This window comes from Aureisphaera galaxeae, assembly GCF_028561275.1.
GTDB classification, from domain to species: domain Bacteria; phylum Bacteroidota; class Bacteroidia; order Flavobacteriales; family Flavobacteriaceae; genus Aureisphaera; species Aureisphaera galaxeae.
In genome coordinates this window covers 335,221-360,409 of sequence record NZ_JAQQTF010000019.1, presented here as the reverse complement: position 1 = coordinate 360,409, position 25,189 = coordinate 335,221, and the positions used below count along the sequence as shown (strand labels likewise).

Annotated in this window: 25 protein-coding genes and 2 tRNA genes; 15 read left to right on the top strand and 12 right to left on the bottom strand. The window is 42.2% G+C overall.

From position 1 onward, the window contains the following. Window positions 1-114 precede the first annotated feature (114 nt). Genes POV27_RS20225 through POV27_RS20215 form a run of 3 tightly spaced genes read left to right on the top strand, consistent with a single transcriptional unit; the run spans window position 115 to window position 2,617 of the window. Window positions 115-960, top strand: a complete 846-nt coding sequence (locus tag POV27_RS20225; protein ID WP_272864614.1) for a transketolase — start codon at window positions 115-117, stop codon at window positions 958-960. 2 nt (window positions 961-962) lie between these two features. Continuing rightward, window positions 963-1,667, top strand: coding sequence for a hypothetical protein (locus tag POV27_RS20220; RefSeq protein WP_272864613.1), 705 nt, complete (start codon window positions 963-965; stop codon window positions 1,665-1,667). After that, window positions 1,664-2,617: a transketolase family protein gene (locus POV27_RS20215; protein WP_272864612.1), complete on the top strand. Its 954-nt coding sequence runs from the start codon at window positions 1,664-1,666 to the stop codon at window positions 2,615-2,617. Before POV27_RS20220 ends, POV27_RS20215 begins: the two co-directional genes overlap by 4 nt. 70 nt (window positions 2,618-2,687) lie before the next feature. Here POV27_RS20215 and POV27_RS20210 read toward each other — a convergent pair whose 3' ends face one another. Then, window positions 2,688-3,707: an FKBP-type peptidyl-prolyl cis-trans isomerase gene (locus tag POV27_RS20210; protein ID WP_272864611.1), complete on the bottom strand. Its 1,020-nt coding sequence runs from the start codon at window positions 3,705-3,707 to the stop codon at window positions 2,688-2,690. A 78-nt stretch (window positions 3,708-3,785) separates the two neighbouring features. On the opposite strand from POV27_RS20210, the gene POV27_RS20205 reads away from it, so the two are divergent. Together POV27_RS20205 and POV27_RS20200 are read left to right on the top strand one after the other, a co-directional pair. Beyond that, entirely contained in the window at window positions 3,786-4,160 is a 375-nt protein-coding gene (locus POV27_RS20205; RefSeq protein WP_272864610.1) for an RNA-binding S4 domain-containing protein, read from the top strand. A 38-nt stretch (window positions 4,161-4,198) separates the two neighbouring features. Beyond that, complete coding sequence (locus POV27_RS20200; RefSeq protein ID WP_272864609.1) at window positions 4,199-4,699, top strand: phosphoribosyltransferase family protein; 501 nt, start codon at window positions 4,199-4,201, stop codon at window positions 4,697-4,699. Here the strand turns inward: POV27_RS20200 and POV27_RS20195 are convergent. Beyond that, window positions 4,691-5,212 carry a shikimate kinase gene (locus POV27_RS20195; RefSeq protein ID WP_272864608.1) on the bottom strand — a complete coding sequence of 174 codons (522 nt, stop codon included), beginning with the start codon at window positions 5,210-5,212 and terminating at the stop codon, window positions 4,691-4,693. The two genes, POV27_RS20200 and POV27_RS20195, sit on opposite strands and share 9 nt — an antisense overlap. Window positions 5,213-5,373: 161 nt before the next feature. On the opposite strand from POV27_RS20195, the gene POV27_RS20190 reads away from it, so the two are divergent. Next, window positions 5,374-5,449: transfer RNA gene (locus POV27_RS20190), tRNA-Lys, on the top strand. Between the two features lie 54 nt (window positions 5,450-5,503). Continuing rightward, window positions 5,504-5,587: transfer RNA gene (locus POV27_RS20185), tRNA-Leu, on the top strand. Between the two features lie 437 nt (window positions 5,588-6,024). Here POV27_RS20185 and POV27_RS20180 read toward each other — a convergent pair. The 5 genes from POV27_RS20180 to POV27_RS20160 all read right to left on the bottom strand — a co-directional run bounded on the left by POV27_RS20180 (window position 6,025) and on the right by POV27_RS20160 (window position 10,798). Continuing rightward, entirely contained in the window at window positions 6,025-7,416 is a 1,392-nt protein-coding gene (locus tag POV27_RS20180; protein ID WP_272864607.1) for an amidohydrolase family protein, read from the bottom strand. Between the two features lie 13 nt (window positions 7,417-7,429). Further along, on the bottom strand, window positions 7,430-8,449 hold the full coding sequence (locus tag POV27_RS20175) for an alpha/beta hydrolase family protein (protein ID WP_272864606.1): 1,020 nt from the start codon (window positions 8,447-8,449) through the stop codon (window positions 7,430-7,432). A 13-nt stretch (window positions 8,450-8,462) separates the two neighbouring features. After that, entirely contained in the window at window positions 8,463-8,906 is a 444-nt protein-coding gene (locus POV27_RS20170) for a nuclear transport factor 2 family protein (RefSeq protein WP_272864605.1), read from the bottom strand. Window positions 8,907-8,915: 9 nt separating this feature from the next. Beyond that, window positions 8,916-9,674 carry a type 1 glutamine amidotransferase domain-containing protein gene (locus POV27_RS20165; RefSeq protein ID WP_272864604.1) on the bottom strand — a complete coding sequence of 253 codons (759 nt, stop codon included), beginning with the start codon at window positions 9,672-9,674 and terminating at the stop codon, window positions 8,916-8,918. 95 nt (window positions 9,675-9,769) lie between these two features. Beyond that, window positions 9,770-10,798: a helix-turn-helix domain-containing protein gene (locus tag POV27_RS20160; RefSeq protein WP_272864603.1), complete on the bottom strand. Its 1,029-nt coding sequence runs from the start codon at window positions 10,796-10,798 to the stop codon at window positions 9,770-9,772. A gap of 288 nt (window positions 10,799-11,086) precedes the next feature. Here POV27_RS20160 and POV27_RS20155 point away from each other — a divergent pair, with 288 nt between their 5' ends. From POV27_RS20155 to POV27_RS20135, 5 genes are read left to right on the top strand one after another with little or no spacing between them, the layout of a single operon-like run. After that, window positions 11,087-11,998: a MerR family transcriptional regulator gene (locus tag POV27_RS20155; protein ID WP_272864602.1), complete on the top strand. Its 912-nt coding sequence runs from the start codon at window positions 11,087-11,089 to the stop codon at window positions 11,996-11,998. Window positions 11,999-12,056: 58 nt separating this feature from the next. Next, a complete protein-coding gene (locus POV27_RS20150; protein ID WP_272864601.1) occupies window positions 12,057-13,523 on the top strand; it encodes a phytoene desaturase family protein in 1,467 nt (488 codons plus the stop codon). Further along, window positions 13,520-14,362, top strand: coding sequence for a phytoene/squalene synthase family protein (locus POV27_RS20145; protein ID WP_272864600.1), 843 nt, complete (start codon window positions 13,520-13,522; stop codon window positions 14,360-14,362). Before POV27_RS20150 ends, POV27_RS20145 begins: the two co-directional genes overlap by 4 nt. A 1-nt stretch (window position 14,363) precedes the next feature. Then, window positions 14,364-14,813, top strand: coding sequence for a sterol desaturase family protein (locus POV27_RS20140; protein ID WP_272864599.1), 450 nt, complete (start codon window positions 14,364-14,366; stop codon window positions 14,811-14,813). Then, window positions 14,810-15,490: a lycopene cyclase domain-containing protein gene (locus tag POV27_RS20135; RefSeq protein ID WP_272864598.1), complete on the top strand. Its 681-nt coding sequence runs from the start codon at window positions 14,810-14,812 to the stop codon at window positions 15,488-15,490. The genes POV27_RS20140 and POV27_RS20135 overlap by 4 nt, the downstream gene beginning before the upstream one ends. Window positions 15,491-15,493: 3 nt before the next feature. On the opposite strand, the gene POV27_RS20130 is transcribed toward POV27_RS20135, so the two are convergent. The 3 genes from POV27_RS20130 to POV27_RS20120 all read right to left on the bottom strand — a co-directional run bounded on the left by POV27_RS20130 (window position 15,494) and on the right by POV27_RS20120 (window position 17,813). Next, complete coding sequence (locus POV27_RS20130) at window positions 15,494-15,976, bottom strand: TlpA family protein disulfide reductase (RefSeq protein WP_272864597.1); 483 nt, start codon at window positions 15,974-15,976, stop codon at window positions 15,494-15,496. 196 nt (window positions 15,977-16,172) lie between these two features. Then, window positions 16,173-17,072 (bottom strand): anti-sigma factor, encoded by a 900-nt coding sequence (locus POV27_RS20125; protein WP_272864596.1) that lies wholly within the window; start codon window positions 17,070-17,072, stop codon window positions 16,173-16,175. Between the two features lie 72 nt (window positions 17,073-17,144). Continuing rightward, the gene (locus POV27_RS20120; protein ID WP_272864595.1) at window positions 17,145-17,813 is read right to left on the bottom strand and encodes a Crp/Fnr family transcriptional regulator; all 669 of its coding nucleotides are present in this window, start codon (window positions 17,811-17,813) and stop codon (window positions 17,145-17,147) included. Between the two features lie 138 nt (window positions 17,814-17,951). Here POV27_RS20120 and POV27_RS20115 point away from each other — a divergent pair, with 138 nt between their 5' ends. The 3 genes from POV27_RS20115 to POV27_RS20105 are packed head-to-tail and all read left to right on the top strand — an operon-like array spanning window position 17,952 to window position 21,247. Continuing rightward, window positions 17,952-19,310: a Gfo/Idh/MocA family protein gene (locus tag POV27_RS20115; RefSeq protein ID WP_272864594.1), complete on the top strand. Its 1,359-nt coding sequence runs from the start codon at window positions 17,952-17,954 to the stop codon at window positions 19,308-19,310. Window positions 19,311-19,312: 2 nt separating this feature from the next. Next, window positions 19,313-20,392, top strand: coding sequence for a mevalonate kinase family protein (locus POV27_RS20110; RefSeq protein WP_272864593.1), 1,080 nt, complete (start codon window positions 19,313-19,315; stop codon window positions 20,390-20,392). Continuing rightward, window positions 20,393-21,247 (top strand): sugar phosphate nucleotidyltransferase, encoded by an 855-nt coding sequence (locus POV27_RS20105; protein ID WP_272864592.1) that lies wholly within the window; start codon window positions 20,393-20,395, stop codon window positions 21,245-21,247. A 114-nt stretch (window positions 21,248-21,361) separates the two neighbouring features. Here POV27_RS20105 and POV27_RS20100 read toward each other — a convergent pair whose 3' ends face one another. Then, a complete protein-coding gene (locus tag POV27_RS20100) occupies window positions 21,362-23,626 on the bottom strand; it encodes an aconitate hydratase (protein ID WP_272864591.1) in 2,265 nt (754 codons plus the stop codon). 169 nt (window positions 23,627-23,795) lie between these two features. Continuing rightward, window positions 23,796-24,944 carry an acyltransferase family protein gene (locus POV27_RS20095; protein ID WP_272864590.1) on the bottom strand — a complete coding sequence of 383 codons (1,149 nt, stop codon included), beginning with the start codon at window positions 24,942-24,944 and terminating at the stop codon, window positions 23,796-23,798. Between the last annotated feature and the right edge of the window lie 245 nt (window positions 24,945-25,189).

Here is a 25,189-nt window from a genome sequence, read left to right as displayed (position 1 = left end):
CATTGAATTCACTACTGTTAACTAAAACCCAAAAATCGTTAATAAAAGCTCTACTTTCTTCTTTGTGACCCCTACGGAAAATAGTACTTTTGGCAGCAGATAAAGTATACATTTATGCCAGATATGAATTACCTAAACGACCTTGTAACTCAAGTTCGTCGGGATATTTTAAGACAGGTGCACAAAGTGAACTCAGGACATCCAGGCGGTTCTCTAGGTTGCACCGAATTTTTTGTGGCCCTATATCAAGAGATCATGGATCGCAAGGATGGTTTCCACATGGATGGAAAAGATGAGGATATCTTTTTCTTGTCCAATGGGCACATTTCGCCTGTTTTCTACAGTGTTTTGGCCCGTTCGGGATATTTCCCTGTGGACGAGCTGAACACGTTCCGCCTTATCAATTCCCGCCTGCAAGGTCACCCGACCACGCATGAAGGATTGCCTGGGATACGCGTAGCTTCCGGATCCTTAGGACAAGGTATTTCTGTGGCAGTGGGAGCCGCCCAAACCAAAAAACTGAACAACGACCCTCACATTGTGTACACCCTTTGTGGTGATGGAGAGTTGCAGGAAGGACAAAATTGGGAGGCCATTATGTATGCCGCAGGTAACCAAGTGGACAATATCGTTGTCACAGTAGACTATAACGGACAGCAAATCGATGGATCTTTGGATACTGTACTTCCGCTAGGAAATCTAAAAGCCAAGTTCGAAGCATTCGGTTGGGAGGTTTTGGAAATTGAAGAAGGAAACCAACTGGAAGCAGTGATCAATGGTCTACAAGAAGCAAAAAGCAAAACCGGAAACGGAAAACCTGTTTGTGTCTTAATGAGAACTGTTATGGGGAACGGCGTCGATTTTATGATGCACACCCATGCATGGCACGGTAAGGCACCCAACGACGAGCAATTGGAAATCGGATTGGCACAAAATCCGGTAACCCTTGGGGACTATTAATCATGAAAAAAATATTTCTCCTTGTTTTCTTTTTAGGCGGATGGCTGTACGGCCAGGACCTCACTATGGACCTCGATTACGAGGTAACCTATGAGGTACCTCAACCCCGCAAGGGTACCAGTGACACCCTTACGGTGTACATGACCAAAGATGGAAGGTATCTTCTTACCGAAGAAAATATCCTGGGGGATCAAATGGGACGTGACGTATTTAAAGATCCGTCCATCGATTTCTCGCAGTCCAGCTCTCTTTTGATGTTGGATACGCAAGAAATGATGATTTATATGAATCTCAAAGTTGCCAAAAACAATCTGTTCTTTAAAATGGATTTGATGAACTTCATTCCTGTGGACACATCTAATCCTATGAATGAAGAACTAGAGCTCATTACCGAAAAACTCGATCAAGGCGCTACCATTAATGGGGTTTCCTATGACACCTATAGTGTATATCCCAACAATGAACCTGACAAACCCATGTTGATGACTGTGGACACGAAGAAACCCGTAAACAACAATAATATCTTCGCCAAGTTTTTCGAGATCATGATGAACAAAACTGCCAGTACGGGGCAAATTAATTATGACATCCCAGAAGGTCTTATTGTTCAACTTGAATTGGGCAACAATGTTCTAATTCGAGCTATAGAAACCAAGAAGATATCAAAGAAGATAACACTATCGCACAACTTTAGTATAGAAGAATGAAAAAATACGTAGATACAGGTAAGAAAGATACCCGTTCCGGTTTTGGAGCAGGTCTTACCGAATTGGGACAAACCAATCCCGATGTCGTGGCACTTTGTGCCGATTTAACCGGGTCCTTAAAAATGGATGCCTTTAAAGCCAATCATCCCGAACGCTTTTTCCAAGTTGGGATTGCCGAAGCCAATATGATGGGCTTGGCAGCTGGGATGACCATTGGTGGTAAAATTCCATTTACCGGAACCTTTGCCAACTTCTCTACGGGAAGGGTGTACGATCAGATTCGTCAAAGTATCGCCTACAGTCATAAAAATGTGAAGATCTGTGCTTCCCATGCTGGTGTTACCCTTGGGGAAGACGGAGCTACCCACCAGATATTGGAAGACATCGGTCTTATGAAGATGCTTCCAGGAATGACGGTAATCAATACCTGCGATTTTAACCAAACCAAGGCAGCTACCTTGGCCATTGCGGAACACCACGGACCTGTGTACCTTCGATTTGGACGTCCCAAAGTAGCCAACTTTACAGCCGAAGATCAAACCTTCGAAATTGGAAAAGCAGTACAGTTACAAGAAGGTAATGATGTTACTATCATCGCTACTGGACATTTGGTTTGGGAAGCGCTACAGGCAGCTGAGACCTTACACGAACAAGGTATTTCTGCAGACGTAATTAATATTCATACCATTAAGCCTTTGGACAACGAAGCCATCTTAGCTAGTGTTGCCAAAACCGGCTGTGTGGTTACTGCAGAAGAACACAATTTCTTAGGCGGTTTGGGAGAAAGTGTAGCTCGCGTATTGGCAGAGAATCACCCTACCCCTCAAGAATTTGTGGCTACACAAGATACTTTTGGAGAATCGGGCACGCCAGACCAATTAATGGACAAATACGGATTGAATGCCGATGCTATCGTAAAAGCATCACTTAAAGTAACAGGAAGGAAATAGGCACATTTCTTTCCAAACGAAAAAGCCGCGCTCATTGAGCACGGCTTTTTTAGTTTTATACTAGTGTTGATTATATATCATCATCTAAGTGATCCCAAACACCATTGTTATTGGCATCGATATACTCAACCGTGTTTACAATCAAGTCACCCGTTTCGTCATCGATCTCTCTATTGATTTCAAACTCATTGGGAAGTAAAGTAGGATTCGTTTCATTGATGTATTGACGTGATACGATTTCACCCGAAGTAGGGCGACCGTCGTTATCATCATCTGCATCGAAGAAATTCGGAAGTCCGTCAGAATCCGTATCATCATCTTCTTCCAACTGATTCATATTCAAATCCTCGAAAATGGAAGGGATACCGTCGTTATCCTGATCTCCTTGACGGGACTGATACAAATGGAATGTAAAGATCAACTGAGCGTATACTGGGATCCCAGATCCTTGGGGCGTACTTACATAGTATCCCAAACCAGAAGGCATGAATACCGCTCCAATACCAGGATCGTTTGCCGTTACCGACCCATCTGGGTTTGCAGTAATACTTTCAGCTACATTAAATTCGATCATAGCATCCTGAAATCCGTTTACCACACCAGTTAAATCGAAGGTAACGGGCACTACAGAACTATCGAATAGATTCGTGTATGCCTGCGTAGCGTTTTCTTCGTTTATCCAAGTTCCTTCGTACGTTACCACGGTAATGTCTGGGAATTCCGGACTCGTTGTCCCGCCTCCTTGAGAAACATTCAGGTAGTACAACTTGTACTCCACTCCATCGTCTACACGATCGGGTACCATTTTGAAATTCAAATTCTCGTGATCGAACAAGGAGATTTTATCGGAGTTATCCCCAGCTATCGTATCGAAACGAATTTTGAAGTCGAAGTCGGCTGGTGGGGTTTCAAACTCTTCATAGTTATAGAAATGCGTTTGCAAATAGTCTTCGATAATAGCGGTAGAAGCAGCTACTTCTTCACCTCTATCACGTGCAGGAACGAACTCTATATTTCCATCGTCATTACGACAGGAGAGAAAAGTTAGAATGGTTAAGGTAATTGTTGCAAGTAATTTTGCTCTCTTCATCTTCAATTTTTTAATGGCGCAAGATACAATTTTCCGCTATTTTTGTCCTCTATTTAACGCACTTTTAAGCGGGATGGTATGAGGATTGACAAATATCTATGGTGTACACGTTACTTTAAAACCCGAAACCAGGCATCTATTGCCTGTAAGAAGGGCGCGGTGCGCATTAACGATGCTACCGTAAAACCCTCCCGAGAGGTGTACCCAGGCGACGAGATCAAGGTCCGTAAGAATCAGATAAATTATTCGTTGGAAGTAATAGACATCCCACCCAGTCGGGTTGGGGCTAAACTGGTGGGGTTATACCGAACGGACACCACACCTAAGGAGGCATTTGAAAACACCGAACTCCTGAAATTCGCCAAGGATTACTATCGCAAAAAAGGAACTGGGCGACCTACCAAAAAGGACCGAAGGGACTTGGAGGATTTTACCGAAGATACCCAAGAATAGAACCTCATCAAATTTGTATCTTTGACAAAAATTATATCATGCCGGAATCAACCGTAATTCTTTCCAACAAACAAGTTTCTCACAAGGTTCGCAGAATGGCCTATCAGGTATACGAGACCAACGTAAATGAAACCGAAGTAGTGTTGGCAGGGATTATGAAGAATGGTTTTCTTTTGGCCAAGCGGTTGAAAACAGAGGTTGAAAAAATATCCCCACTCAAAGTTTCTCTTTGCGAGGTGTATGTAGACAAAAAGACCCCAACCAATCCTGTTACTACTTCTATGACCATAGAAGACATCCAAAACAAATCTTTGGTGCTGGTTGACGATGTGTTGCATTCTGGAACCACATTGATTTATGGAGTAAAGCATTTCTTGGATGTGCCCTTAAAGCAATTCAAAACAGCTGTTTTGGTAGATCGTAATCACAAGAAATATCCGGTAAAGGCCGATTTTAAAGGAATCTCCTTATCCACTTCATTAAATGAAAATGTAGCTGTGCAATTTGACCGCAATAGCTGTACTGCCGTTTTAGAATAGGGCGAACAGAATTTTTTCTACCACTTCTTTTTCATCAATACCATCGCATGTTATGATATGGGATGCTCTGCTGTAGTAAAAAGAGCGCTCGAAAAGATGTTTTCTAATAAAATCATTCAATAGCTCCTCGGTTTGCAAATGTGCGATGACGGGGCGATGCTCCCGTTCAGGAAATAGACGTTCGGTAAGGGTATCTACGGAACATTTAAGGTATACGGTGATGACATTGGGGTTTTCCAAAAGATCGTCCATGACCCTTCCGTAGCATGGGGTTCCCCCTCCACTGGCAATAATGGCGGGTTGTTCCCTAGCAATGACTTCTTGGAGTACTTGGGCTTCTTTTTTCCGGAAGTAGATTTCCCCTTTCTTTTGAAATATCTCTGAAATGGAGGTTCCCTCGGAGGTTTCGATCTCCACATCCAGATCGATGAAATCGTTTCCTACGACTTCCGAAAGGCGCCGTCCGATGGAAGATTTCCCACTTCCCATATAACCAATAAGGACTATTTTCATGCTTGCAAATATCGCAATTATAGTGGGTTGAAAAGGAAGAAAAAATATTTCTTAAAATTAATCCTTTTTACTTTGAATAATAAATAGAATGATCTTATATTTGCACCCGCTAACGCAGAAATTGTTTAGCAGGATGCGGGATCGTCCGCTTCCATTTTAATGACCTGGTAGCTCAGTTGGTAGAGCATCTCCCTTTTAAGGAGAGGGTCCTGGGTTCGAGCCCCAGCCAGGTCACCAAAGATTAGAAAAGTCGATGCGTTTTTGCTCGACTTTTTTTATTTTGCGCATCACACCGAGGTGCTGGAATTGGTAGACAGGCATGGTTGAGGGCCATGTGTCCATTAGGGCGTGTGGGTTCGACTCCCATTCTCGGTACAAGGAAAGACTGTTCTGAAAAGGACGGTCTTTTTTGTTTAGGGAAACCAAGCCCTGATGTAAGGGTGATGAACAATGCTTTTTTGTAAGTTGCGAAGCACAAAAAAGCATTGTGAAATCGTTTCTCGATTCTTGAGACTGTCGTCTTTCTTTAATTGTCTTCTCAATACACCTCACCTTTGGTGAGGCACCTGCCAGCATACAGGCAGGCTCGAAGTCCAAAATTCATCTTCGTGCAGGGAAAACACTAAGAAATTACAGGAATTTTCCTAGGCCTTTATTTTCCTGCCTCTATTACTTTTACGGCTGTTTTTATGGAAGAAGCTATTGAAATAGATCAGGAACAAATTGGGGTCAAGGCTCTAATTCATGAGGAAATAGATTTTTCGAAATGTATTTTCCCATCCTGCTATCTTATTGATCATGAATAATGCTATCTAATCCTCCTTAAGTTCGTCCCTCAACTTCCCAATTTCTTCCCTATCCATAATGCTGCCTTTAGAAACCACCTTGAGGATGTGATCTTCAAAGCGAATGGTTTCCAACGGATTTACACCAAGCAACAATAAGTCGGCTCTCTTACCGACCTCTATTACACCAAACCCTTGAGACTCCTTGTTCTTCCCAAATTCCTGAACAAACCTCCCCCCATTGTAGGTGGCCGCCTTTAAAGCCTCGTAGTTACTCAATCCGGCCTTGGATAATTCTTCCAATTCGTCATGTAACGATTTGCCAGGATATACGCCCGAAACCGATGCATCCGATCCTGTTAGTAGCGGAATGCCCGCTTTGTGAAACTCAAAGGTGAGTTTTTGGCACAAAGGATATTTAACCCTCTCCCGCTCATCGAAGGTTTCGGGGTCCTTTCTGGTAGTAGGGTTATACTTCCGCCAACTATTCTGTCTACCGGATGTTAGGTACTTGAATTCTGGGTCCGAAGCAACCGCTTCAAAGTCGTCCAATTGTCTTCGCGTAGCGATGACAAAGGACAAATTGGGAGTCACCCAAGTGCCATGTTCCTTCAAAACTTCCACCAACTCCGAAATTTTACTTTCATCAGGCAATTTCTTCTTTCCGCATTTCACACAATCGAAATAGGAGAAGAAAAACTCTTCCATGTGGGCAATCATCCGTTCACCATTTTCGAGAGCATACACAGCTCCGGGACCTCTAGGAATATGCCCTAATACCGTCATTCCATGTTCCTCTGCAGTCGTTACGACCGCATCAAAACTGGGTTTTGATAGCCGATTGTAAATCTTAATAAAATCATAGCCCGACTCTGCCTGACTTCTTACCACTTGAGCGGCCTTCTCTGGGCCGTCTATCGGGATGCTTACCGGTTCGTTCCAAATGGCGGGATCCCCATCAAGCATAGGACCCGTCATGTACAACCTAGGACCGATAACCGTATCGCTTTTCAGGGATTTTCTCAGTTCGAATAAATCGATACCCGCATTAGGACCGCTTAATTGCAATACTGTGGTGACCCCAAAATACAGATAGGAATACAGTTCTATTTGGGATCGTATATGCACATGCATATCGGCAAGTCCAGGTATTAAAAAGTTGTTATTGCCTTCGGTAACTGTAGCATCGGTATAATCTGGCAACTCCCTGGTTTTTCCTATCCATTCGATCGCTTTACCTTTCAAAACAACGGACATATCTTCCTGCACTAAAGAATCGCGCATGGTAATGAGACGGACGTTTTTGATGATCTGAAAACGGGAACCTTCAGTATCATCGTTCGCCTTATCCTGAGAGTTCATACAAGAACTAAGCAATAGGATGATAAGCAAGGAATAATATTGAATGATTTTTAACATAACATTTTTGTTGCTAGAAACTGGTTTTTAATAAATTCAACACCCATGTTTTGAGCTGATTCGTATACACTTCGGAAATCACCTCCCTTTCTGGGTTGTTATCTTCATCATGTATCATCATGTGCCCCGCCCTGTGCACTTTGAGGATATCGTACGCGTCATGACTGTTATTGCTAAAAACGTCTTTCCATACAGCTATACTCTCCTGAATAGGTACCCATCGATCGGTTTCACCATACACCAAAAGTATCGGCACGTTGACCGCACCGAAATATTCCTTGGGATTAAAATCCATTTCATGAATCCACTTCGTAACACCTACATCTTCCGGTAAGTTACCACGCCATGGGAGATACACATCGGAAAACCAAGGCGCACCGCGATATTGATCGATCTCTTTTTGCGTGCGTTCCCTATCTCGATTTCCGCGATAATATTCGTTCGTAATGTTTCGAAGATATTTTGCCGTTTCAATAATGGTGTCACTTCGATTATCCCTCTTTAAGGTAGTCACCGCACTATACTCCATTTGCCGTGCTGGACTCACCCCAGAACTGGAAACCAATACCATAAAGGAGATGTTCTTACTATCCATGGAATAAGCCAAGGGCGCCAACCAGCCTCCTTGGCTAATCCCATACAGTCCTATCCTATTTGGGTCGATATCCTTCCTTTCCTTGAGGCAGTGAATAGCACTAAGAGCATCCTTCGCCAAGGTTTCCAAGCTTGCTGTGCGAAAATCCCCTGTTGATTGGCCACTCCCCCTGCGATCATAAGTGAATACACCCACCCCAATTTCTTTCATGGTAGCTTCTAGATGATTGTACAAATCATTATCATGATGTCCATGACTCGCAGAATGCAGTACCACAATCACGGGAAAGGGACTATGGGTACTGGGTTTGCTCAAATAGCCCACCAAGGTTTCGTTTCCCGAAGCAAATGCTATTTGTTCTTCACTATTGGATTGAGCCAAAGACGAACCAATCGCCAAACAAAGCAAAAATAGGATTTGGTACAAGCGCTTATACATTTAACAGTATTGATTAGCCCTTCTTACTGGGGTACGCTCTGGAGGTATAACTTTTATGTACGATTTTCCAACTTCCTTCATACTTCAGCAACAGGAAATAATCGACAAATACACGCCCATTGGGCATTACGATTTCTACCTTGGCAATGGCAGCATCATTTTCATAATCGATTGAGATGATGCGTCCCACTCGATCGACTTTCACCCCTTCCTTGAAATAGGAAATATAGCGTTGACCATTTCGAATGCGAAGGCTATCCTGTTCCGTTACTGTATAGAGATTAAAGTCTGGATGAAAGGCCTTCCTCAATCTATCGGGCTCTCCATTAGAGGTCCCTTCAATGTAGTGCATTAGGGTCTCGGTGATTTGTTGCATTTCGGAAGGTCCGTCTGCTTCCTGGGCATATAAAAAGGAAGCAGATACTATGAGCATAACTGTCAAGATCGTTTTTTTCATGAATGGTATTTATTGTTGTGAATATTTGTTTTCAATGGCCTCCACAATTTTTGTGGCTAAAACGAATGATGAGGATGGGTCTTGCCCAGTCATAAATCTTCCGTCTACGATATAGAAGCTGTCCCGTCGTTTTTCGGAATACACAAAGTCTCCTCCTTTCTCTCTTATTGCTTCTTCTATGGAAAAAGGAAAGGTTTGGTAGTATCGTGCCTCTTTATTTTCGAAGAGATCGGGATATCCGTTTATCTTTCTATTCTTATAAAGTGGCGCTCCTTCATCATCTTTCAGATTAACAATTCCTGCAGTACCATGACAGATGGCAGAAATAATCCCATTGGCATCATAAATTTCCTTGGCAATGGCTTGAATATTTTCATTCTCCGGAACACCAAACATAGCAGCTCCCCCTCCACAGTAGTAAATAACTTCATAATCTTCAGCATTAATTTCACTGGGTGACTTGGTACGCTTCAATAAATTCATGAAGTTATTGTCATAGAGATATCGTTTTTGAATTGAATCTGAAGTCGCAATATATCCTATGGGAACGGCACCTCCCATCGGACTCACGAAGTCTACGGTGTAACCATGTTTCGCGAAGACGTCGTAAGCCAGCACAATTTCAGAAAAATGATTAGAAGCATTCATGGTCGTATCTCCATAGGTATGCTGATTGGAAACTACAAAAAGGATATTCCCTTGGGATTCGGTTGATGGGTTACAACCCAAGCCCAAAAAAAGCAACAACAAAACAAGGCTTATTCGCATATTGAAATAATTTGAGGTAAATATGCGGATAGCAGCTAAGGCTTCAGTCCTGAATTATAATGTAGTAGTTCGGATTTATAATATCGAACTAAAAACTACCGCGCTTTCTGGTATTCTAAGGGAGATTGCCCCGTCATTTTTTTGAATGAAGTATAGAAGGTAGATTTAGAATTGAAACCACTCTCATACCCCAATGCCTCGATGGTAAAGTTGTTATTAGAAACCAATAATTCCTTTGCCTTTTCAATTCGAAGTTCGTTGATAAAGGTTGAAAACGACTTCCCTAAGTTCTTGTTTAAAAACTGCGATAAGACATGGACGGATACATTCAGTTCTTTGGCAACATCGGCCAAGGTGAGGTTGGGATCAGTAAATAGTTCTTTTTCCTTAATGAGTGAAATTTTCTCCTCGATAAGCCCGAGGGTCGTATCATCTATATCCTTGTTCTTGTACTTTTCCCGTGTGGCGAAAAAAGTAGAATTCTTTTTCCCCTTGAAGATAAATAGCAGAACAATCAAATAAAGAATGAAGGTAAATGACAGGGCTCCTACGATATACGAACTGTAGGCCGATGTAGCATGAGCAAACCAGATGACGACCACTCCTATGTAGATACTTCGCAACCAAACGTTCATATTCGGTTGCTTTCCATTTGTTCCATTTTTCTTTTTGAAAAGATGCTTCGCGAATTTGAATGTGAGAATAATGTAAACCAACCATTGCAAATAAATTCCCTTTACGATCCACCTACGCCACATAGGTCTGTGTTCTACATACGGATAAACAATTCCGAGTACGGTTATACCCACCAAAAATGACAGAATGTGCCAGTACCACTTTTGGGTCGAACTCCCCTTTTGGGATTTAAAATACAGATACAGAAAGGGACCGATAAGTATACAGGCAGAAAGGCCTATCTGAATAAAAACGCCTGCCAGGTCTCTATTAAAATAAAAAAACACGGACTTTAAGATCCGAATGCTCAAAACGAGCAACAAGAATCCCAAAAAGTAATTAGTAAATGCTTTTCTCCGTGCATTAACCAATAGGTATATGGACAATAAAATTCCATTAAATGCCCCTAAAGCACTAAAGAAGAAAAGGACTTGGGAATCTACGTTCATGGAGATTTTTTCTTAAAAGTAGCCAAAAAATATGTTACGCTGGGGTAACAATTTGCGTCTTATTAGATATACAGATGAAAACACTAATGAAACATAAAGTAAGTCCACGCTAGATGGGCCTCTAAAAAGAAACATTAGCCACAAAAACAACGCCTATGACACATTCAATCTTATGAACATGGTAACATTCTTTACAAAAAATGTTTATAATTTTTGTTAAAAAATTAAACAAATTCTCAATTCGAGCTTCGTTTTTACTACCTTTGACATATTAGCGCTAATACTATTATGTTGATAAAAACACAATTTAGCATTAAAGACCTTGAAAATTTGAGTGGGGTTAAGGCCCATACCATTCGGATTTGGGAGAAGCGCTACAACCTACTGGAACCAGCCCGTACAGATACAAATATTCGTAAGTACGATCTCATTAATTTAAAGAAGCTTTTGAATGTTACCTTATTATATAATGAGGGTTACAAGATTTCTAAAATCGCTGGTTTTAAGGAGGAAGAGATTGCGAAGCTTATCAATAGCCTATCGAAAAAGAATCAAGAAGATTTTTCACTACAGGCCTTTAAAACGGCCATGTTCGATTTCGATCATCCCTTATTTACGAAAACGTACAATCAGTTGGCCAAGAACAAGAGTTTTCGAGAAATATTCTACGAAATCTTTTTACCACTCCTCAATGAGATAGGGCTGTTATGGCAAACAGGAACGATCGACCCCTCCCATGAGCGATTCATTTCAGAATTGATCAAGCAGAAGATCATCATCAACATCAGCAAACTTCAGGAAGAGAGCAAGGAAAAGAAAGTACCCTCTTTCGCTCTATACTTACCCTATGAGGAAATACATGAAATTGGCCTCTTATTTGCCAATTATGAGATTCTTTCATCAGGATTTGCAACCGTGTACTTGGGCACTAACATTCCTATGGATGGCTTAAAGCACATCCTGAAACATTACGAGGAAATTACCTTCCTCTCCTACTTCACCGTAAAACCGGACAGGGAAAGTGTATATGAATATGTGACCCGTTTCCAACGGATTTTAGGAACCGAAGACCCCATGCCACTATGGATTATGGGTTACAAAACCATTGGTGTAGTAGATAGCAAATTGCCAGATAATGTGAAGGTCGTGGAGAACCTTGAAGAATTACGTTTACGTCTTCAAAAGCTAAAAGCATCATAATTTTTTTTGACCAATATTATTTTGTTTAAATAATCATTATATTCGTTAAACAAAAAAAATGAAGAAGAAAGTTGCCATAATCGGATCGGGATTTTCCTCCCTTGCAGCCTCGGCTTATCTGGCCCAAGCAGGGCACGAGGTGACCATTTTTGAAAAGAATACGACCGTTGGCGGTAGGGCCCGACAGCTGAAAAAGGACGGGTTCACCTTCGATATTGGCCCTACTTGGTACTGGATGCCCGATGTTTTTGAACGCTTCTTTGCAGACTTCGGGAAGACCCCTTCAGAATATTACGATCTTATAAAATTGAATCCTGCCTATTCTGTCTATTTCGGAAAAAGGGACTTTATTACCATTGGAGATACCTTAGACAAAATCTGTTTGGCTTTCGAAAAAGAAGAGCCTGGTAGTTCCAAAAAACTTAAGGAGTTCATTGCCGAAGCCAAAGACAACTACGACATTGCCATTAAGGACTTAGTATATAGGCCTGGAATTTCACCTCTGGAATTGGTGACCCCGGTAACCATTAAAAAGCTGGGACAGTTCTTCAGCACCATTAGCAAAGAGGTGCGTAAGGAATTCGATAATCCACGGCTTATCTCTATTCTAGAATTCCCGGTGTTATTTCTCGGGGCAAAGCCCTCGAACACCCCAGCCTTCTACAGTTTTATGAATTACGCCGATTTTGGTTTGGGAACTTTCCACCCCAAAGAAGGTATGTACAGTGTGATTCGCGGTATGAAGGAACTGGCAAAAAGTTTGGGTGTTGTTATACAAGTGGGACAGAACGTAGAAAAGATCCTTGTCGAAGGAAATAAGGCTACCGGTATTGTGGTAAATGGTGAAGAAATTACTGCAGACATCGTGCTTAGCGGCGCGGACTATCACCATACCGAAACCCTGCTGGAGCCAAAATTCAGGCAATACTCAGAATCGTATTGGAACAAAAGAACCTTTGCTCCCTCTTCCTTACTGTTTTATGTTGGCTTCAGTAAGAAATTGAAAAATGTAGAGCATCACACCCTGTTTTTCGATGTTCCCTTCGAAGCACACGCCAAAGATATTTACGATACACCCAAATGGCCAGAAGAACCCCTATTCTATGCTAGCTTCCCTTCTAAAACGGATGCAGAAGCGGCTCCTGAAGGACAGGAAGCCGGAATTTTCCTTATTCCGCTGGCTCCAGGATTGGAAGACACTCCCGAATTGCGTTCTCAGTATTTCGATATTATCATGGATCGATTCGAAAAATTAACCTTACAAGAAGCCAAAAAATACGTTATCTTTAAAGAGTCTTTTTGTGTAAACGACTTTATTGAGGCGTATAATAGCTACAAGGGAAATGCCTATGGATTGGCAAATACCTTGTTCCAAACCGCCTTTTTAAGGCCAAAATTGAAAAGTAAAAAAGTGAAGGGATTATTCTTCACTGGACAATTATCCGTGCCCGGCCCCGGTGTTCCCCCATCGCTCATTTCGGGAAAATTGGTCTCTAGTTTAATTCAAAAAGAAGTAATGTCATGAAACAAATTTTCGACAACGTATCCTATAGTTGCAGTAAGCAAGTAACCAACGCTTACAGCACTTCCTTTTCCTTGGCCACCAAAATGTTGGCTCCTTCGATACGTTCGCACATTTACAATATCTACGGATTCGTCCGGTTTGCCGACGAAATTGTCGATTCGTTTCACGACTATGACAAAGCCACTCTCTTCGATCGATTCGAAGAGGACATGGAAAAAGCATTGCAAGACAAAATAAGTCTGAACCCTATCCTGAATTCCTTTCAGCATACGGTGCACCAATACGGTATAGATAGAGAGCTTATCGATGCATTCATGTATAGCATGCGTTTGGATCTTTCCAAGAGCGTTTATCGGACAGAAGAAGAATACAAACAATACATATACGGCTCTGCCGATGTAGTGGGACTCATGTGCCTTAAGGTATTTGTAAAGGGGGATCAAGCCAAATACGAAGAATTGAAGCAATCGGCCATGAGTTTGGGATCTGCTTTTCAGAAAGTAAACTTCTTACGCGATCTAAAAGCCGACTTCGAAGGGTTGAGTAGAACTTACTTCCCAAATACGAATTTAGAATCTTTGGACGAAGTTTCTAAGCAAAAAATCATAGAGGAAATTGAAGCCGATTTCAGAAGGGGATACGAAGGGATATTACTGCTTCCTACAGAGGCTAAGTTCGGTGTGTTTATGGCATATCGCTATTACAAAAGGCTCTTGAAAAAATTAAAGAAAACACCAGCTTTGGAAATAAAGAATACACGTATCCGCGTTCCGAATTACGAAAAATTCGGTCTGCTTACCCGAAGCTATGTAAAATATCAATTAAACCTAGTGCGCTAATATGAATGTTCTTTTTTGGATCCTTATTTTTTTGACCACTTTCTGCATCATGGAGTTCATGGCGTGGTTTACGCATAAGTATGTCATGCATGGGTTTTTATGGAATTTGCACAAGGATCACCACCACAAGGACCATGGGAGCTGGTGGGAGCGTAACGACGCTTTTTTCCTATTCTATGCTGCCGTGAGTATCGGTTGTTTTATTGCTTGGCAGTATTATGGTTTTTGGGCAGGCCTTCCCATAGGACTGGGTATTTTCGCTTATGGTGTCACCTATTTCATGGTTCATGATATATTTATCCATCAGCGTTTTAAAATGTTTCGCAAAGCCAACAATTGGTATGCCCGTGGCATTCGGCGAGCGCACAAAATACATCACAAGAATTTACACAAAAAGGAAGCAGAGTGTTTCGGGATGCTCTTTCCTCCTTTAAAGTATTTCAAAAAATGAAATACCTCTACCTCTGGTTAAACTTGGGATCTTTTGCGATCCCATTTCTATTTAGTTTTCATCCAAGATTAAAATTCTATAAAAAATGGAAATCGCTAGCCATTGGGTTATTAGTGATGATGGCCGTTTTCATCCCTTGGGATATTGTCTTTACCCATCAAGGGTTTTGGGGATTTAACGATGCTTACATCACAGGGATAAAACTCTTTGGGCTCCCGCTCGAAGAATGGTTGTTCTTTATTTGTATCCCCTATGCCTGTCTTTTTACTCATTATGCCTTACTGGAACTGTTTCCCAATTTTTCATTTTCGAAAAGGGCTGTAGACATTATCTATGTATGCCTTGTTTCCATATTGGTGGTCGTACTCTGGTATCATTATGATAAGTGGTACACCTTTATTAACTTCTGCTATGCCCTGCTGCTTTTAGGGTATGTATACAACTATAAAAGGGAATACCTAACTACTTTTCTGGCCACCTATCTGGTCATTCTAATTCCCTTTTTTATTGTAAACGGAGTGCTTACGGGGACAGGTATTGAAGATCAGGTGGTATGGTACAACAATTCAGAAAATTTGGGCATACGCATGGTTACCATTCCTGTTGAAGACACCATCTATAATTTGGGCATGCTCCTTACTGTGTTCACCACGATGGAAATTTTGGAGAAGAAATAAAAGCTATTCCGCAAGTAACGCGTCCAATAATTCCTTGACCTTATCACTATCCCAACGCGCGGAACCTGTTTTGTTCACTACAATATTCCCTCTTTTAGATAGAATGAAGGTAGTAGGCAATGAACTGGACTCCAATAGATCGGGAGCCTTGTACTCATAGAGGTATACGGGAAGGTCATATCCCTTCTTATCCATAAACTTACGCAGCTTATTCGGATTTTCCGCAGATACGAAATAGAAGTCAACCCGATCTCCATAAGCATCGTACAAGTTCTGTAGCGCAGGCATTTCTGCTACACAAGGTGGACACCAGGTAGCCCACAAATTGATTAAAACCACCTTTCCTTCAGAAGACTTTAGGTTCATCTCATTTCCCTTTAGGTTCTCCAAGGGCCATTGATAATCCTCCAACTTCTCCTGTTTTTCTAATGGAATCTCGGAGGGGTTGAAGGCAACAAGTTTATTGAAAAGTACTTTTATCGGCATACCGGTTTGGGGAATAATAATGATTAAAATAAGAGCGAGTAGTAGTAAGTTGCCCCAGTATTTTTTTACGAATTGTTTGAAACGCATGCCCGATTAGTAGGTTAAAACTCCCGAAAATTACACCGAAGAGTTAATAAATTCTTCATCAAAAAAATCCCGCCAACGGGCGGGATTTCATTAACATCATAAGTATACATTAACGAGTAACCGTTCCCGTTGGGAATGTTCCCAAATTTAGGGCAAAAGTATTAAAAGAAGGGGCTGTTTCGGTTCCTGCTTGCGCCGCCAAAGGTTTTAACGTAAACGGTGCTGGGCTGTTGTCTGGAACAGGCTCTACCGTGATCACCACGGTTCTTCCACGAATGTCTAAAGGAAATGTTTCTCCAGATGGAGCATTGTTGAAGAAATCCTCTCCTGGTAGTGGTGGCCCAGCGTTTTCAGTCCCACCAAAGCTCGTAGCAAGTCCGGCGTTGTCGTCCATTTCATCGATACTGGCAAAAGTTCCTGTAGAAAGCGGTCCAGATTCTCCAATCACCCAACCTTCATAGATCCATCCCGTAGGAAGCTCTGGCAATACCAAAGTGGCTGCAGGAGGCATTCCGGGTTGACCAAACCATACGCCGTATTGATCATTTCCATTATTTCCACTTCCTGCTGCCTCATCGGTAGGAGTTCGTAAAAAGAAATCTCCAGCAGCGTTGCTAAAATTACCAATGGCAGGAGCTACCGAAGTAGATACAGAAGCACTATCTCCATTAAAGTCACCTGCAATAAATTTCTGATCCGAAGGGGCCGGATCTGGATCTGGATTGGGCTCAATCGTCAAAATAAATTTTGTTGCTGCCGCAGCCGTTTCCGCAGGGACCTCAAAAGAGCTACTCGATAAATTCCCGTTGGCATCTACTGTGAAAAGTCCCGTAGAAACGGGGTTTCCATCTACCAATAACCAACCTTCATAATTGAAGTCGGCGCCTAAGTCTTCTAAACCGTTTATGTTCAGTGTAAGATTCGAGGTGGTTGGTGTGCTATCATCGTCGTTGCTGCACGAAGTGATAACGAATGCAAGGGATAAGATCCCTAAAAACATCTTTTTCATTTGTTGTTTAATTTTTAATTACAGGGTCAAAATTAAACAGTGAAATATTCACGAAATGTCAGCTAGTTGACATTAGGCAGAAAATTTTAGCCTAATTTCATTTCTGGAGAAATCAATCTTTTTGGCTTCCTTAAAACGGTTCATGATATTGTTAAAAGTGGGACGTGTCGTACCAATGAGTCGAGCAATATCCTTTTGGGTATAAGGATGCTTAATTACAGTATCCCCAGTATTAGGGCAACAATAACCATAGTCTTCGGCCAATTCCTTCAGGAATTCCTCTACCCGAGTTTCGGCATCCTTGAACAAAATCAATTCCAGTCTGCGCTCCAATTTTTTAATTCGGAACCCAATGAGTTTATAAATTCTAAAACTGAAGGTCTTATTATCACGCATAAGATCATGCATGGTATCCACGCCCACGGGACAAATAGAAGTACTATTATCTAAGGCCATGGCAAACTCGTCCCGTTTGTCTTCACCCAAAATGGCCTTTTCTCCAAACAATTCGCCTTTGGTAAGAATGGCCTTAACCACTTCTTCCCCACCTTCGGTATAATAACCGAGCTTCACCTTTCCCTTTTCGATGAGATAGACCTTATTAGACTGATCTTCTTCGAAATAGATATAGTCCTGTTTCTTGTATTTATTAAATTCATGGGTAGCCTTGTACGCCTTAAACTTATGCGGACAAAGCATATTGAAGAGATTCACATCCTCAAAAAACCAAAAGGTATTCATGGTGCGCGATTTGTTAGTTAACCTATGTGTCGTGAAAACGTTTTCGGGCTTACACAAAATTTTAATACATCCATTAAAAACATTCTTTCTGCCTATACATCAAAATGTGCTACTTTTAGATTTCCAATTACGAAAACCATGAGTTCTAGAAGAAATTTTATACGACAAACCGCCTTGGTGGGAACAGGTATTTCCTTGGCCCCCCATCTTACCTTAGGAAACAACCCATCTGCAAACGACAAACTGAATGTAGGCCTTATTGGCGTGGGCCTTAGAGGAACCAATCACCTGTCCAATTTATTATTACGAAATGATATTAATGTCACCGCTATTTGTGATATCGATGACAGAAGAAATGTCATCGCTCTCAATATGATCGCCAAGGCCGGCTACAAAAAGCCCAAAGTATTTGCTAAGGACGAATACGACTACCGCAACCTTCTAGCACTAGACGATGTTGATGCCGTGATTATTTCCACCCCATGGTTGTGGCATACCCGGATGGCAAAAGATGCCATGCTTGCAGGAAAGTATGCCGGATTGGAGGTCTCCGCGGCCAATACCATGGAAGAATGCTGGGACTTGGTCAACACTCATGAAGAGACAGGCACACACCTTATGATATTGGAAAATGTATGCTACCGAAGAGATGTCATGGCCGTCCTTAATATGGTGAAACAAAATGTATTCGGGGAATTGCTGCATTTCCGTTGTGGGTATCAGCACGATCTCCGTTTCGTAAAATTGAATGACGGGAAAACGGCTTACGGACTAGGAGTAGAATTCGGAGAAAAGGGAATTTCCGAATCGGCCTGGAGAACCCAACATTCCCTATTGCGGGATGCCGATGTATATCCTACCCACGGTATAGGTCCTATTGCTACCCTATGCGATATTAATCGGGGAAATCGATTTGTTTCTATTTCTTCCATGTCGAGCAAAGGTGTAGGATTACATAACTATATCGTGAAACACGGCGGAGAAGATCATCCAAATGCAAAATTGAAATTCAAACAAGGGGACATTATTACTTCCATGATCGAAACTTCTAACGAAGAAACTATAATCGTTACCCACGACTGCAATTCCCCTCGACCTTACTCCCTGGGGTTCCGTGTACAGGGAAGCGAAGGTATTTGGGAAGTTGATGGCAACCGAATATATATTGAAGATAAAGTAGAAAAACCCCACCATTGGGATGAAGCCACCAAATGGCTTGAGCAATACGATCACCCGTTGTGGAAGAGATTTGGCGATTATGCTGCTGGATCTGGCCATGGAGGTATGGATTTCTTTGTTCTTCAAGCCTTTGTAGAATCGGCCAAGCAGAACATAGTTCCTCCTATGGATGCCTATGATGCTGCCGCTTGGAGCGCCATTACCCCTTTATCGGAAGTTTCTATTGCCAATGGTGGTGAAGTACAGGACTTTCCAGATTTCACCAGAGGGAACTGGGTAAAGCGTAAACCGTATAACTGGATGAAAGACACGTACTAATTTTGAAGCAAGAATTTACCGTAATTGCCCCAGGACGTATTTGTCTTTTCGGGGATCATCAGGATTATTTGGGATTGCCTGTCATTGCTTGTGCGATAGACAGAAGTGTACAGCTAGAAGTGCATCCCAACGGAAAGGACATTTTCGAAATCCATATGCCCGATATTGGGAAGCAACGAACCATTGCCATTGGGGACCGTTTTGAAAATCTGGAAGCTGGGGATCATATGGGCGCGGTGATGCGTGTGGTGCCCAGATATGGGTGCCATCCCAACAAAGGATATCATCTTACACTGACGAGCTCTATCCCCATTAATGCAGGCATTTCCAGCTCCTCTGCTGTAGTAGTGGCTTGGGTTCATTTCCTATTGCATGCCTTTGGTTGTGATCGGCCGATTACCCAAGAACTCATTGCCCAAATAGCCTACGAAGCTGAAGTGATCGAGCACAATTCTCCTGGTGGAAAGATGGATCAGTATTCTATAGGATTGGGGAATATCGTCCATATTGAGACAGGAGATGTATTTGCCTATCATACCATTGGGGACCGTTTGGACACCTTGATCATAGGAGAGTCTGGAGTGACTAAAAGCACGATTGGCGTGTTGGGTTCGCTGCGATCGAAAGCTGAAGACGCCATCGCCCAAGTAGCCGAAAACGTATCGGATTTCGATTTATATTCCGTTACAAATGCTGAGATAGAATCCTTGACCCAACATATTGAAGAACCTTTACGGCCCTATTTTTATGCGGCCATACAGAATCATTCTATCACTCAGGAAGCACTAAAGGAATTTGAAAAGGAGGTATTGGATATTCCCAAGATCGGGAAGCTCATGACCAATCATCATGAAATACTACGTGATATTTTGGGGATCACCGTTCCCAAGATCGATGCCATGATCGACGGTGCACTCGAAGCCGAAGCTTTCGGAGCTAAAATTGTGGGCTCTGGTGGAGGTGGTTGTATCTGTGCACTCACTTCTGAAGAAAATAAAGACGCTGTTATTGATGCCATTCTTAGGGCGGGAGCCAAAGACGCTTATGCGGTAAAAGTGAGTGGAGGAACTTATATTGAATAAATGAACACCAACCTTGTCATACTTGCTGGTGGAATGTCTTCCCGAATGAAGACATCCATAAACGTAGCGGGCCTTTCCGAAGCCGAAATCAAAGCGGCCAATACTCAAAGCAAGGCATTAATGGTCTATGGTGAGGACGAACGTCCCATTCTGGATTTCTTGCTAAAAAACGCTGAAAAAGCGGGCTATAAAAACGTCTATATTATTGTTGGAGAAGCCCATGAAGGTTTTAAAGAACAATATGGAAGTGAAGCCGTAAATACCTTCGGATCGTTACAATTAAGATATGCAGTTCAATACATTTCTGAAGGTCGGGAAAAGCCTTTTGGCACTGCAGATGCCGTGAGTCAAGCACTGGAACAATATCCCCATTTACTGGAAGAAGCTTTTACTGTATGCAATTGTGACAACCTATATTCAGTAAATGCCTTGAAAGCATTAAAGGAAACCACTTGCGATAATGCCTTTATGGCCTATGATCGCGACGGATTGAATTTCCCTACAGAACGTATCATGCGTTTTGCCCTTGCCTTATTGAGCGAGGATAATCACCTAGTGAATATTATTGAAAAACCTTCGGAAGAAGAACAGGAACTATATCGTGATGCCCAAGGCATCTTACGGGTGAGCATGAATATTTTCAAGTTTCATGGCCCTTCTATGACTTCGTACTTGATGGATTGTCCCCCGCATCCCATTCGAAATGAAAAGGAACTACCCACGGCCATCTTAAATTACTGCAAGGAGCATCCCGGAAACTTTTTGGGCATTCCCATAAACGAACACGTTCCCGATTTAACTTCCAAAGAAGACATTAAGACCTTCAAAGAATATTTAGGAAAACTGGAATCATAAAAAAACTCCTGCGGTCTGCAGGAGTTTTTGTTTTTTGATCTCATCGGGCTTCTCGATACATCCGCACGTTCGCACGGCCACTCGAAGTCCGATTTTAGACCTTTACCTATTCAATTAAGCGTTTTGCTTTTTAATCAAGTTCAAGGCGCTTCCTTCATCGAACCATTCGATCTGAGAATCATTGTAGGTATGGTTTGCCAAGATGGTGTCTTTGCTACCATCGGCGTGTACTACTTCAATAGTCAATGGTTTACCAGGAGCGAACTGATCCAAATCCAAGAAGTTGAAGGTATCGTCCTCCTGAATCAAATCGTAATCACTCTCATTGGCAAAAGTCAATCCTAACATCCCTTGTTTCTTCAAATTGGTTTCGTGGATACGGGCAAAAGATTTTACCAATACGGCCACTACACCTAAATGACGTGGCTCCATAGCGGCGTGCTCACGGGAAGATCCTTCTCCGTAATTATGATCCCCTACCACGATGGTTGGGATTCCAGCAGCCTTATATTCACGCTGTGTATCTGGTACTCCTCCGTAATCACCATTCAACTGATTCTTCACGAAGTTGGTTTTCATATTGTAGGCATTCACGGCACCAATCAAACAGTTGTTGGAGATATTGTCCAAATGTCCTCTAAAGCGCAACCATGGTCCTGCCATAGAAATATGGTCGGTGGTACACTTTCCATGTGCTTTGATCAATAATTTAGCTCCTTCAATTTTGTTTCCAATCGGTGTGAAAGGAGTTAGTAATTCCAATCGCTCACTGGTTGGGCTTACCACTACTTCTACCCCACTTCCATCAGCTAAAGGCTCTACATATCCGTTCTCTTTTACATCGAACCCTTTTGGCGGTAATTCCCATCCTGTTGGCTCATCCAACTTCACCTCATCTCCATTTTCATTGATAAGGGTATCCGTAATTGGGTTGAAGTCCAAACGCCCCGCAATAGCGATGGCCGCCGTCAATTCTGGAGAGGCAACAAAGGCGTGGGTATTTGGATTTCCATCGGCACGCTTGGCAAAGTTTCTATTGAAAGAGTGCACAATACTATTCTTAGGTGCATTTTTAGGATCTTCATAACGCGCCCACTGTCCAATACAAGGACCACAGGCGTTGGTAAAGATTTTAGCATCCAATTCTTCGAACACCTGTAAAATTCCATCACGCTCTGCGGTGTAACGTACTTGCTCACTTCCAGGGTTGATTCCGAATTCTGCTTTGGTTTTTAATCCCTTATCCAAGGCCTGCTGGGCAATGGAAGAAGCTCTCGATAAATCTTCATAGGAAGAGTTGGTACAAGAACCAATCAATCCCCATTCTACGGTCAATGGCCATTCGTTGGCAACTGCCTTATCGTACATGGTTCCTACTTCCGTAGCCAAATCGGGCGTAAATGGCCCATTAAGATGCGGCATTAAGGTGGAAAGATCGATATCGATTACTTGGTCAAAATATTGTTCTGGGTTCGCGTATACTTCAGGGTCTGCCGTTAGGTGCTCTTTTACTGCATCTGCGGCTTCTGCCACATCCTCACGATCGGTAGCACGTAGGTAACGGGCCATAGATTCGTCATATCCGAAGGTAGAAGTGGTCGCCCCAATTTCAGCTCCCATATTACAGATGGTTCCTTTTCCTGTACAAGACATGGAAAGGGCTCCCGGTCCGAAGTATTCAACAATAGCTCCGGTTCCTCCTTTTACGGTAAGGATTTCTGCCACTTTCAAGATTACGTCTTTAGGCGCAGTCCATCCACTTAGTTTTCCGGTCAATCTAACTCCGATCAATTTTGGAAATTTCAATTCCCAAGCCATTCCTGCCATTACATCTACCGCATCGGCTCCTCCTACTCCAATCGCAACCATTCCCAATCCACCGGCATTTACGGTGTGAGAATCGGTACCGATCATCATTCCACCAGGAAAAGCATAGTTTTCCAATACTACTTGGTGAATGATCCCTGCTCCGGGTTCCCAGAATCCGATTCCGTATTTGTTGGAAACAGAGGCTAGGAAATCGAATACCTCACTACTGGTATCGTTAGCTCTCTTTAAATCCTTTTCGGCCCCTTCTTTCGCTTGGATCAGGTGATCACAATGCACAGTAGTGGGAACCGCTACTTTTTGCTTTCCAGCCTGCATAAATTGCAACAAAGCCATCTGAGCGGTAGCATCCTGACAAGCCACTCGGTCGGGAGCAAAATCTACATAATCCTTCCCGCGGTTAAAGGCTTGGGTAGGCATTCCGTCCCAAAGGTGATTGTACAATATTTTCTCTGAAAGGGTTAAAGGCCGCCCTACAATTTCACGTGCTTTATTTACACGCTCTGGCATTTGGGCATATACCTTTTTAATCATGTCGATATCGAAAGCCATATTCGTTTGTTTTGTTAATTTTTGAAGTAGCGCAAAAGTACAAAAAATCCAAAATATTTAAAAATAATCTAACGAATTAGGGTATTTTATAAATATTTTTCAATAAAACTGATTTTTCAATACACAAAATTAACTATTTGATAATTTTAGATGAGAATAATTATCAACTTCACAATTTCTTTTGCCCCAACTTCTTTCGGAAATAGTCCCGATCGCGTATATCCATCATCGGTTTCTCGTAAAAACGGTACAATAGGTAGGATAAAAACATGGTAAAAAGCACATAACCGATGGCAAAGGACCATTTTAAAACAAGTGACATTTCTGAAGTATCCACGTAGTAATTCAATAGGAATAAAATGATGGAATAATGAAGCAGATACATGGAATAGGAAACAATACTAATGAAGGTTATAGGTTTCAGCATAAGTTTGGGAGCACGCTTCAATCGTGACAATACGGGTAATGACAGGGCAATGCTTATAGAACAGAGCGGCAAATACAACACATTGATAAAGAAAGGATGGGTTTCTGGGCTCATGTCATACGCTCCAATGAGCATGTGCACCCCTACAAATAATAGGATTCCCCCAAGAAATGCCGGCGATGTGAACTTCTTCCAGCCTTCGGGTCGGGTCATGGCGATATAAGCGGCTAAAACGCCGTAGTAAATAGCATCAATTCGGTACAATAAAACGGCCTTAAGGTGAATGTTCCAATATTCAAGGGATTTAGGGCCTGTTTGGTAATTATATACCCATTTGGTGAGAAGAAAGAACAATAGAATCGCTACCGTAACCCACAGGAACAATTTCTTTTTAGAAACCTTCCATTTGGGCAACAAAACCAAATAAAATAGCAATGGGCCTAAAATATAGGCAAACTCTTCAATGGGTAAACTCCAGGATTCGGTGAAGAAAATGTCCATCCCGAAATTGAAGTTTTGCAGGAAACCGAAATATAATGGCAAAGTCTCCGGGAGGTTCCTTCCGAAGTAGATCCAAAGTCCAATATTGATGAGCAGTACCAAATAGTAATTGGGTAGCGTGCGGAACCAACGCCTCACCAAGAAATATTTAAGGTCGGCCAATTTGAAATCTTCGCTGGTAAAAATCCTGAAAAGAATACGCCCGATGAGGAAACCACTAAGCACAAAGAAAATCTCAACGCCCATAACTCCGCAGAGCCGTAATAAACTTACGGCCGATCCTTGGGCCTCGGGAAATACCCAAAGGGTATGCGAACACACCACAAAGAGAATGGCGGCCGTACGCATGACGTCGAGCCCAAAAATTCGGTTGGAGTAGTCGATTTTCACTTTGGTCGTTTCGTGAATTGAAACGAAGGTAGTGAAATGTATTTAGTCTGCAGTTTTCAGTCCGCAGTGGCAATTTGAAGTTTACATGAACTAATCCCTCCTCTATGTTAATTTTAAACTAAAAAAACCACCCAACGTTGCTGTTGAGTGGTCTTCTGCAGAATTAATTATTCTTCCTCATATATTTTGCTTCTTTGCAATAAAACAACTGAACTGTATGAAGCCATTTGTCTTAGAGCAGCGGT

Excerpts from the sequence above, each read along its gene's own strand:
- POV27_RS20180 (WP_272864607.1), bottom strand. The coding sequence starts at position 7,416 with ATGTTAAAAATCATTCAATATTATTCCTTGCTTATCATCCTATTGCTT.
- POV27_RS20150 (WP_272864601.1), top strand. The coding sequence starts at position 12,057 with ATGAAGAAGAAAGTTGCCATAATCGGATCGGGATTTTCCTCCCTTGCA.
- POV27_RS20215 (WP_272864612.1), top strand. The coding sequence starts at position 1,664 with ATGAAAAAATACGTAGATACAGGTAAGAAAGATACCCGTTCCGGTTTT.
- POV27_RS20210 (WP_272864611.1), bottom strand. The coding sequence starts at position 3,707 with ATGAAGAGAGCAAAATTACTTGCAACAATTACCTTAACCATTCTAACT.
- POV27_RS20155 (WP_272864602.1), top strand. The coding sequence starts at position 11,087 with ATGTTGATAAAAACACAATTTAGCATTAAAGACCTTGAAAATTTGAGT.
- POV27_RS20125 (WP_272864596.1), bottom strand. The coding sequence starts at position 17,072 with ATGAAAAAGATGTTTTTAGGGATCTTATCCCTTGCATTCGTTATCACT.
- POV27_RS20120 (WP_272864595.1), bottom strand. The coding sequence starts at position 17,813 with ATGAATACCTTTTGGTTTTTTGAGGATGTGAATCTCTTCAATATGCTT.
- POV27_RS20205 (WP_272864610.1), top strand. The coding sequence starts at position 3,786 with ATGAGGATTGACAAATATCTATGGTGTACACGTTACTTTAAAACCCGA.
- POV27_RS20105 (WP_272864592.1), top strand. The coding sequence starts at position 20,393 with ATGAACACCAACCTTGTCATACTTGCTGGTGGAATGTCTTCCCGAATG.
- POV27_RS20135 (WP_272864598.1), top strand. The coding sequence starts at position 14,810 with ATGAAATACCTCTACCTCTGGTTAAACTTGGGATCTTTTGCGATCCCA.
- POV27_RS20100 (WP_272864591.1), bottom strand. The coding sequence starts at position 23,626 with ATGGCTTTCGATATCGACATGATTAAAAAGGTATATGCCCAAATGCCA.
- POV27_RS20115 (WP_272864594.1), top strand. The coding sequence starts at position 17,952 with ATGAGTTCTAGAAGAAATTTTATACGACAAACCGCCTTGGTGGGAACA.
- POV27_RS20220 (WP_272864613.1), top strand. The coding sequence starts at position 963 with ATGAAAAAAATATTTCTCCTTGTTTTCTTTTTAGGCGGATGGCTGTAC.
- POV27_RS20200 (WP_272864609.1), top strand. The coding sequence starts at position 4,199 with ATGCCGGAATCAACCGTAATTCTTTCCAACAAACAAGTTTCTCACAAG.
- POV27_RS20225 (WP_272864614.1), top strand. The coding sequence starts at position 115 with ATGCCAGATATGAATTACCTAAACGACCTTGTAACTCAAGTTCGTCGG.
- POV27_RS20160 (WP_272864603.1), bottom strand. The coding sequence starts at position 10,798 with ATGAACGTAGATTCCCAAGTCCTTTTCTTCTTTAGTGCTTTAGGGGCA.
- POV27_RS20170 (WP_272864605.1), bottom strand. The coding sequence starts at position 8,906 with ATGAAAAAAACGATCTTGACAGTTATGCTCATAGTATCTGCTTCCTTT.
- POV27_RS20175 (WP_272864606.1), bottom strand. The coding sequence starts at position 8,449 with ATGTATAAGCGCTTGTACCAAATCCTATTTTTGCTTTGTTTGGCGATT.
- POV27_RS20145 (WP_272864600.1), top strand. The coding sequence starts at position 13,520 with ATGAAACAAATTTTCGACAACGTATCCTATAGTTGCAGTAAGCAAGTA.
- POV27_RS20165 (WP_272864604.1), bottom strand. The coding sequence starts at position 9,674 with ATGCGAATAAGCCTTGTTTTGTTGTTGCTTTTTTTGGGCTTGGGTTGT.
- POV27_RS20130 (WP_272864597.1), bottom strand. The coding sequence starts at position 15,976 with ATGCCGATAAAAGTACTTTTCAATAAACTTGTTGCCTTCAACCCCTCC.
- POV27_RS20195 (WP_272864608.1), bottom strand. The coding sequence starts at position 5,212 with ATGAAAATAGTCCTTATTGGTTATATGGGAAGTGGGAAATCTTCCATC.
- POV27_RS20140 (WP_272864599.1), top strand. The coding sequence starts at position 14,364 with ATGAATGTTCTTTTTTGGATCCTTATTTTTTTGACCACTTTCTGCATC.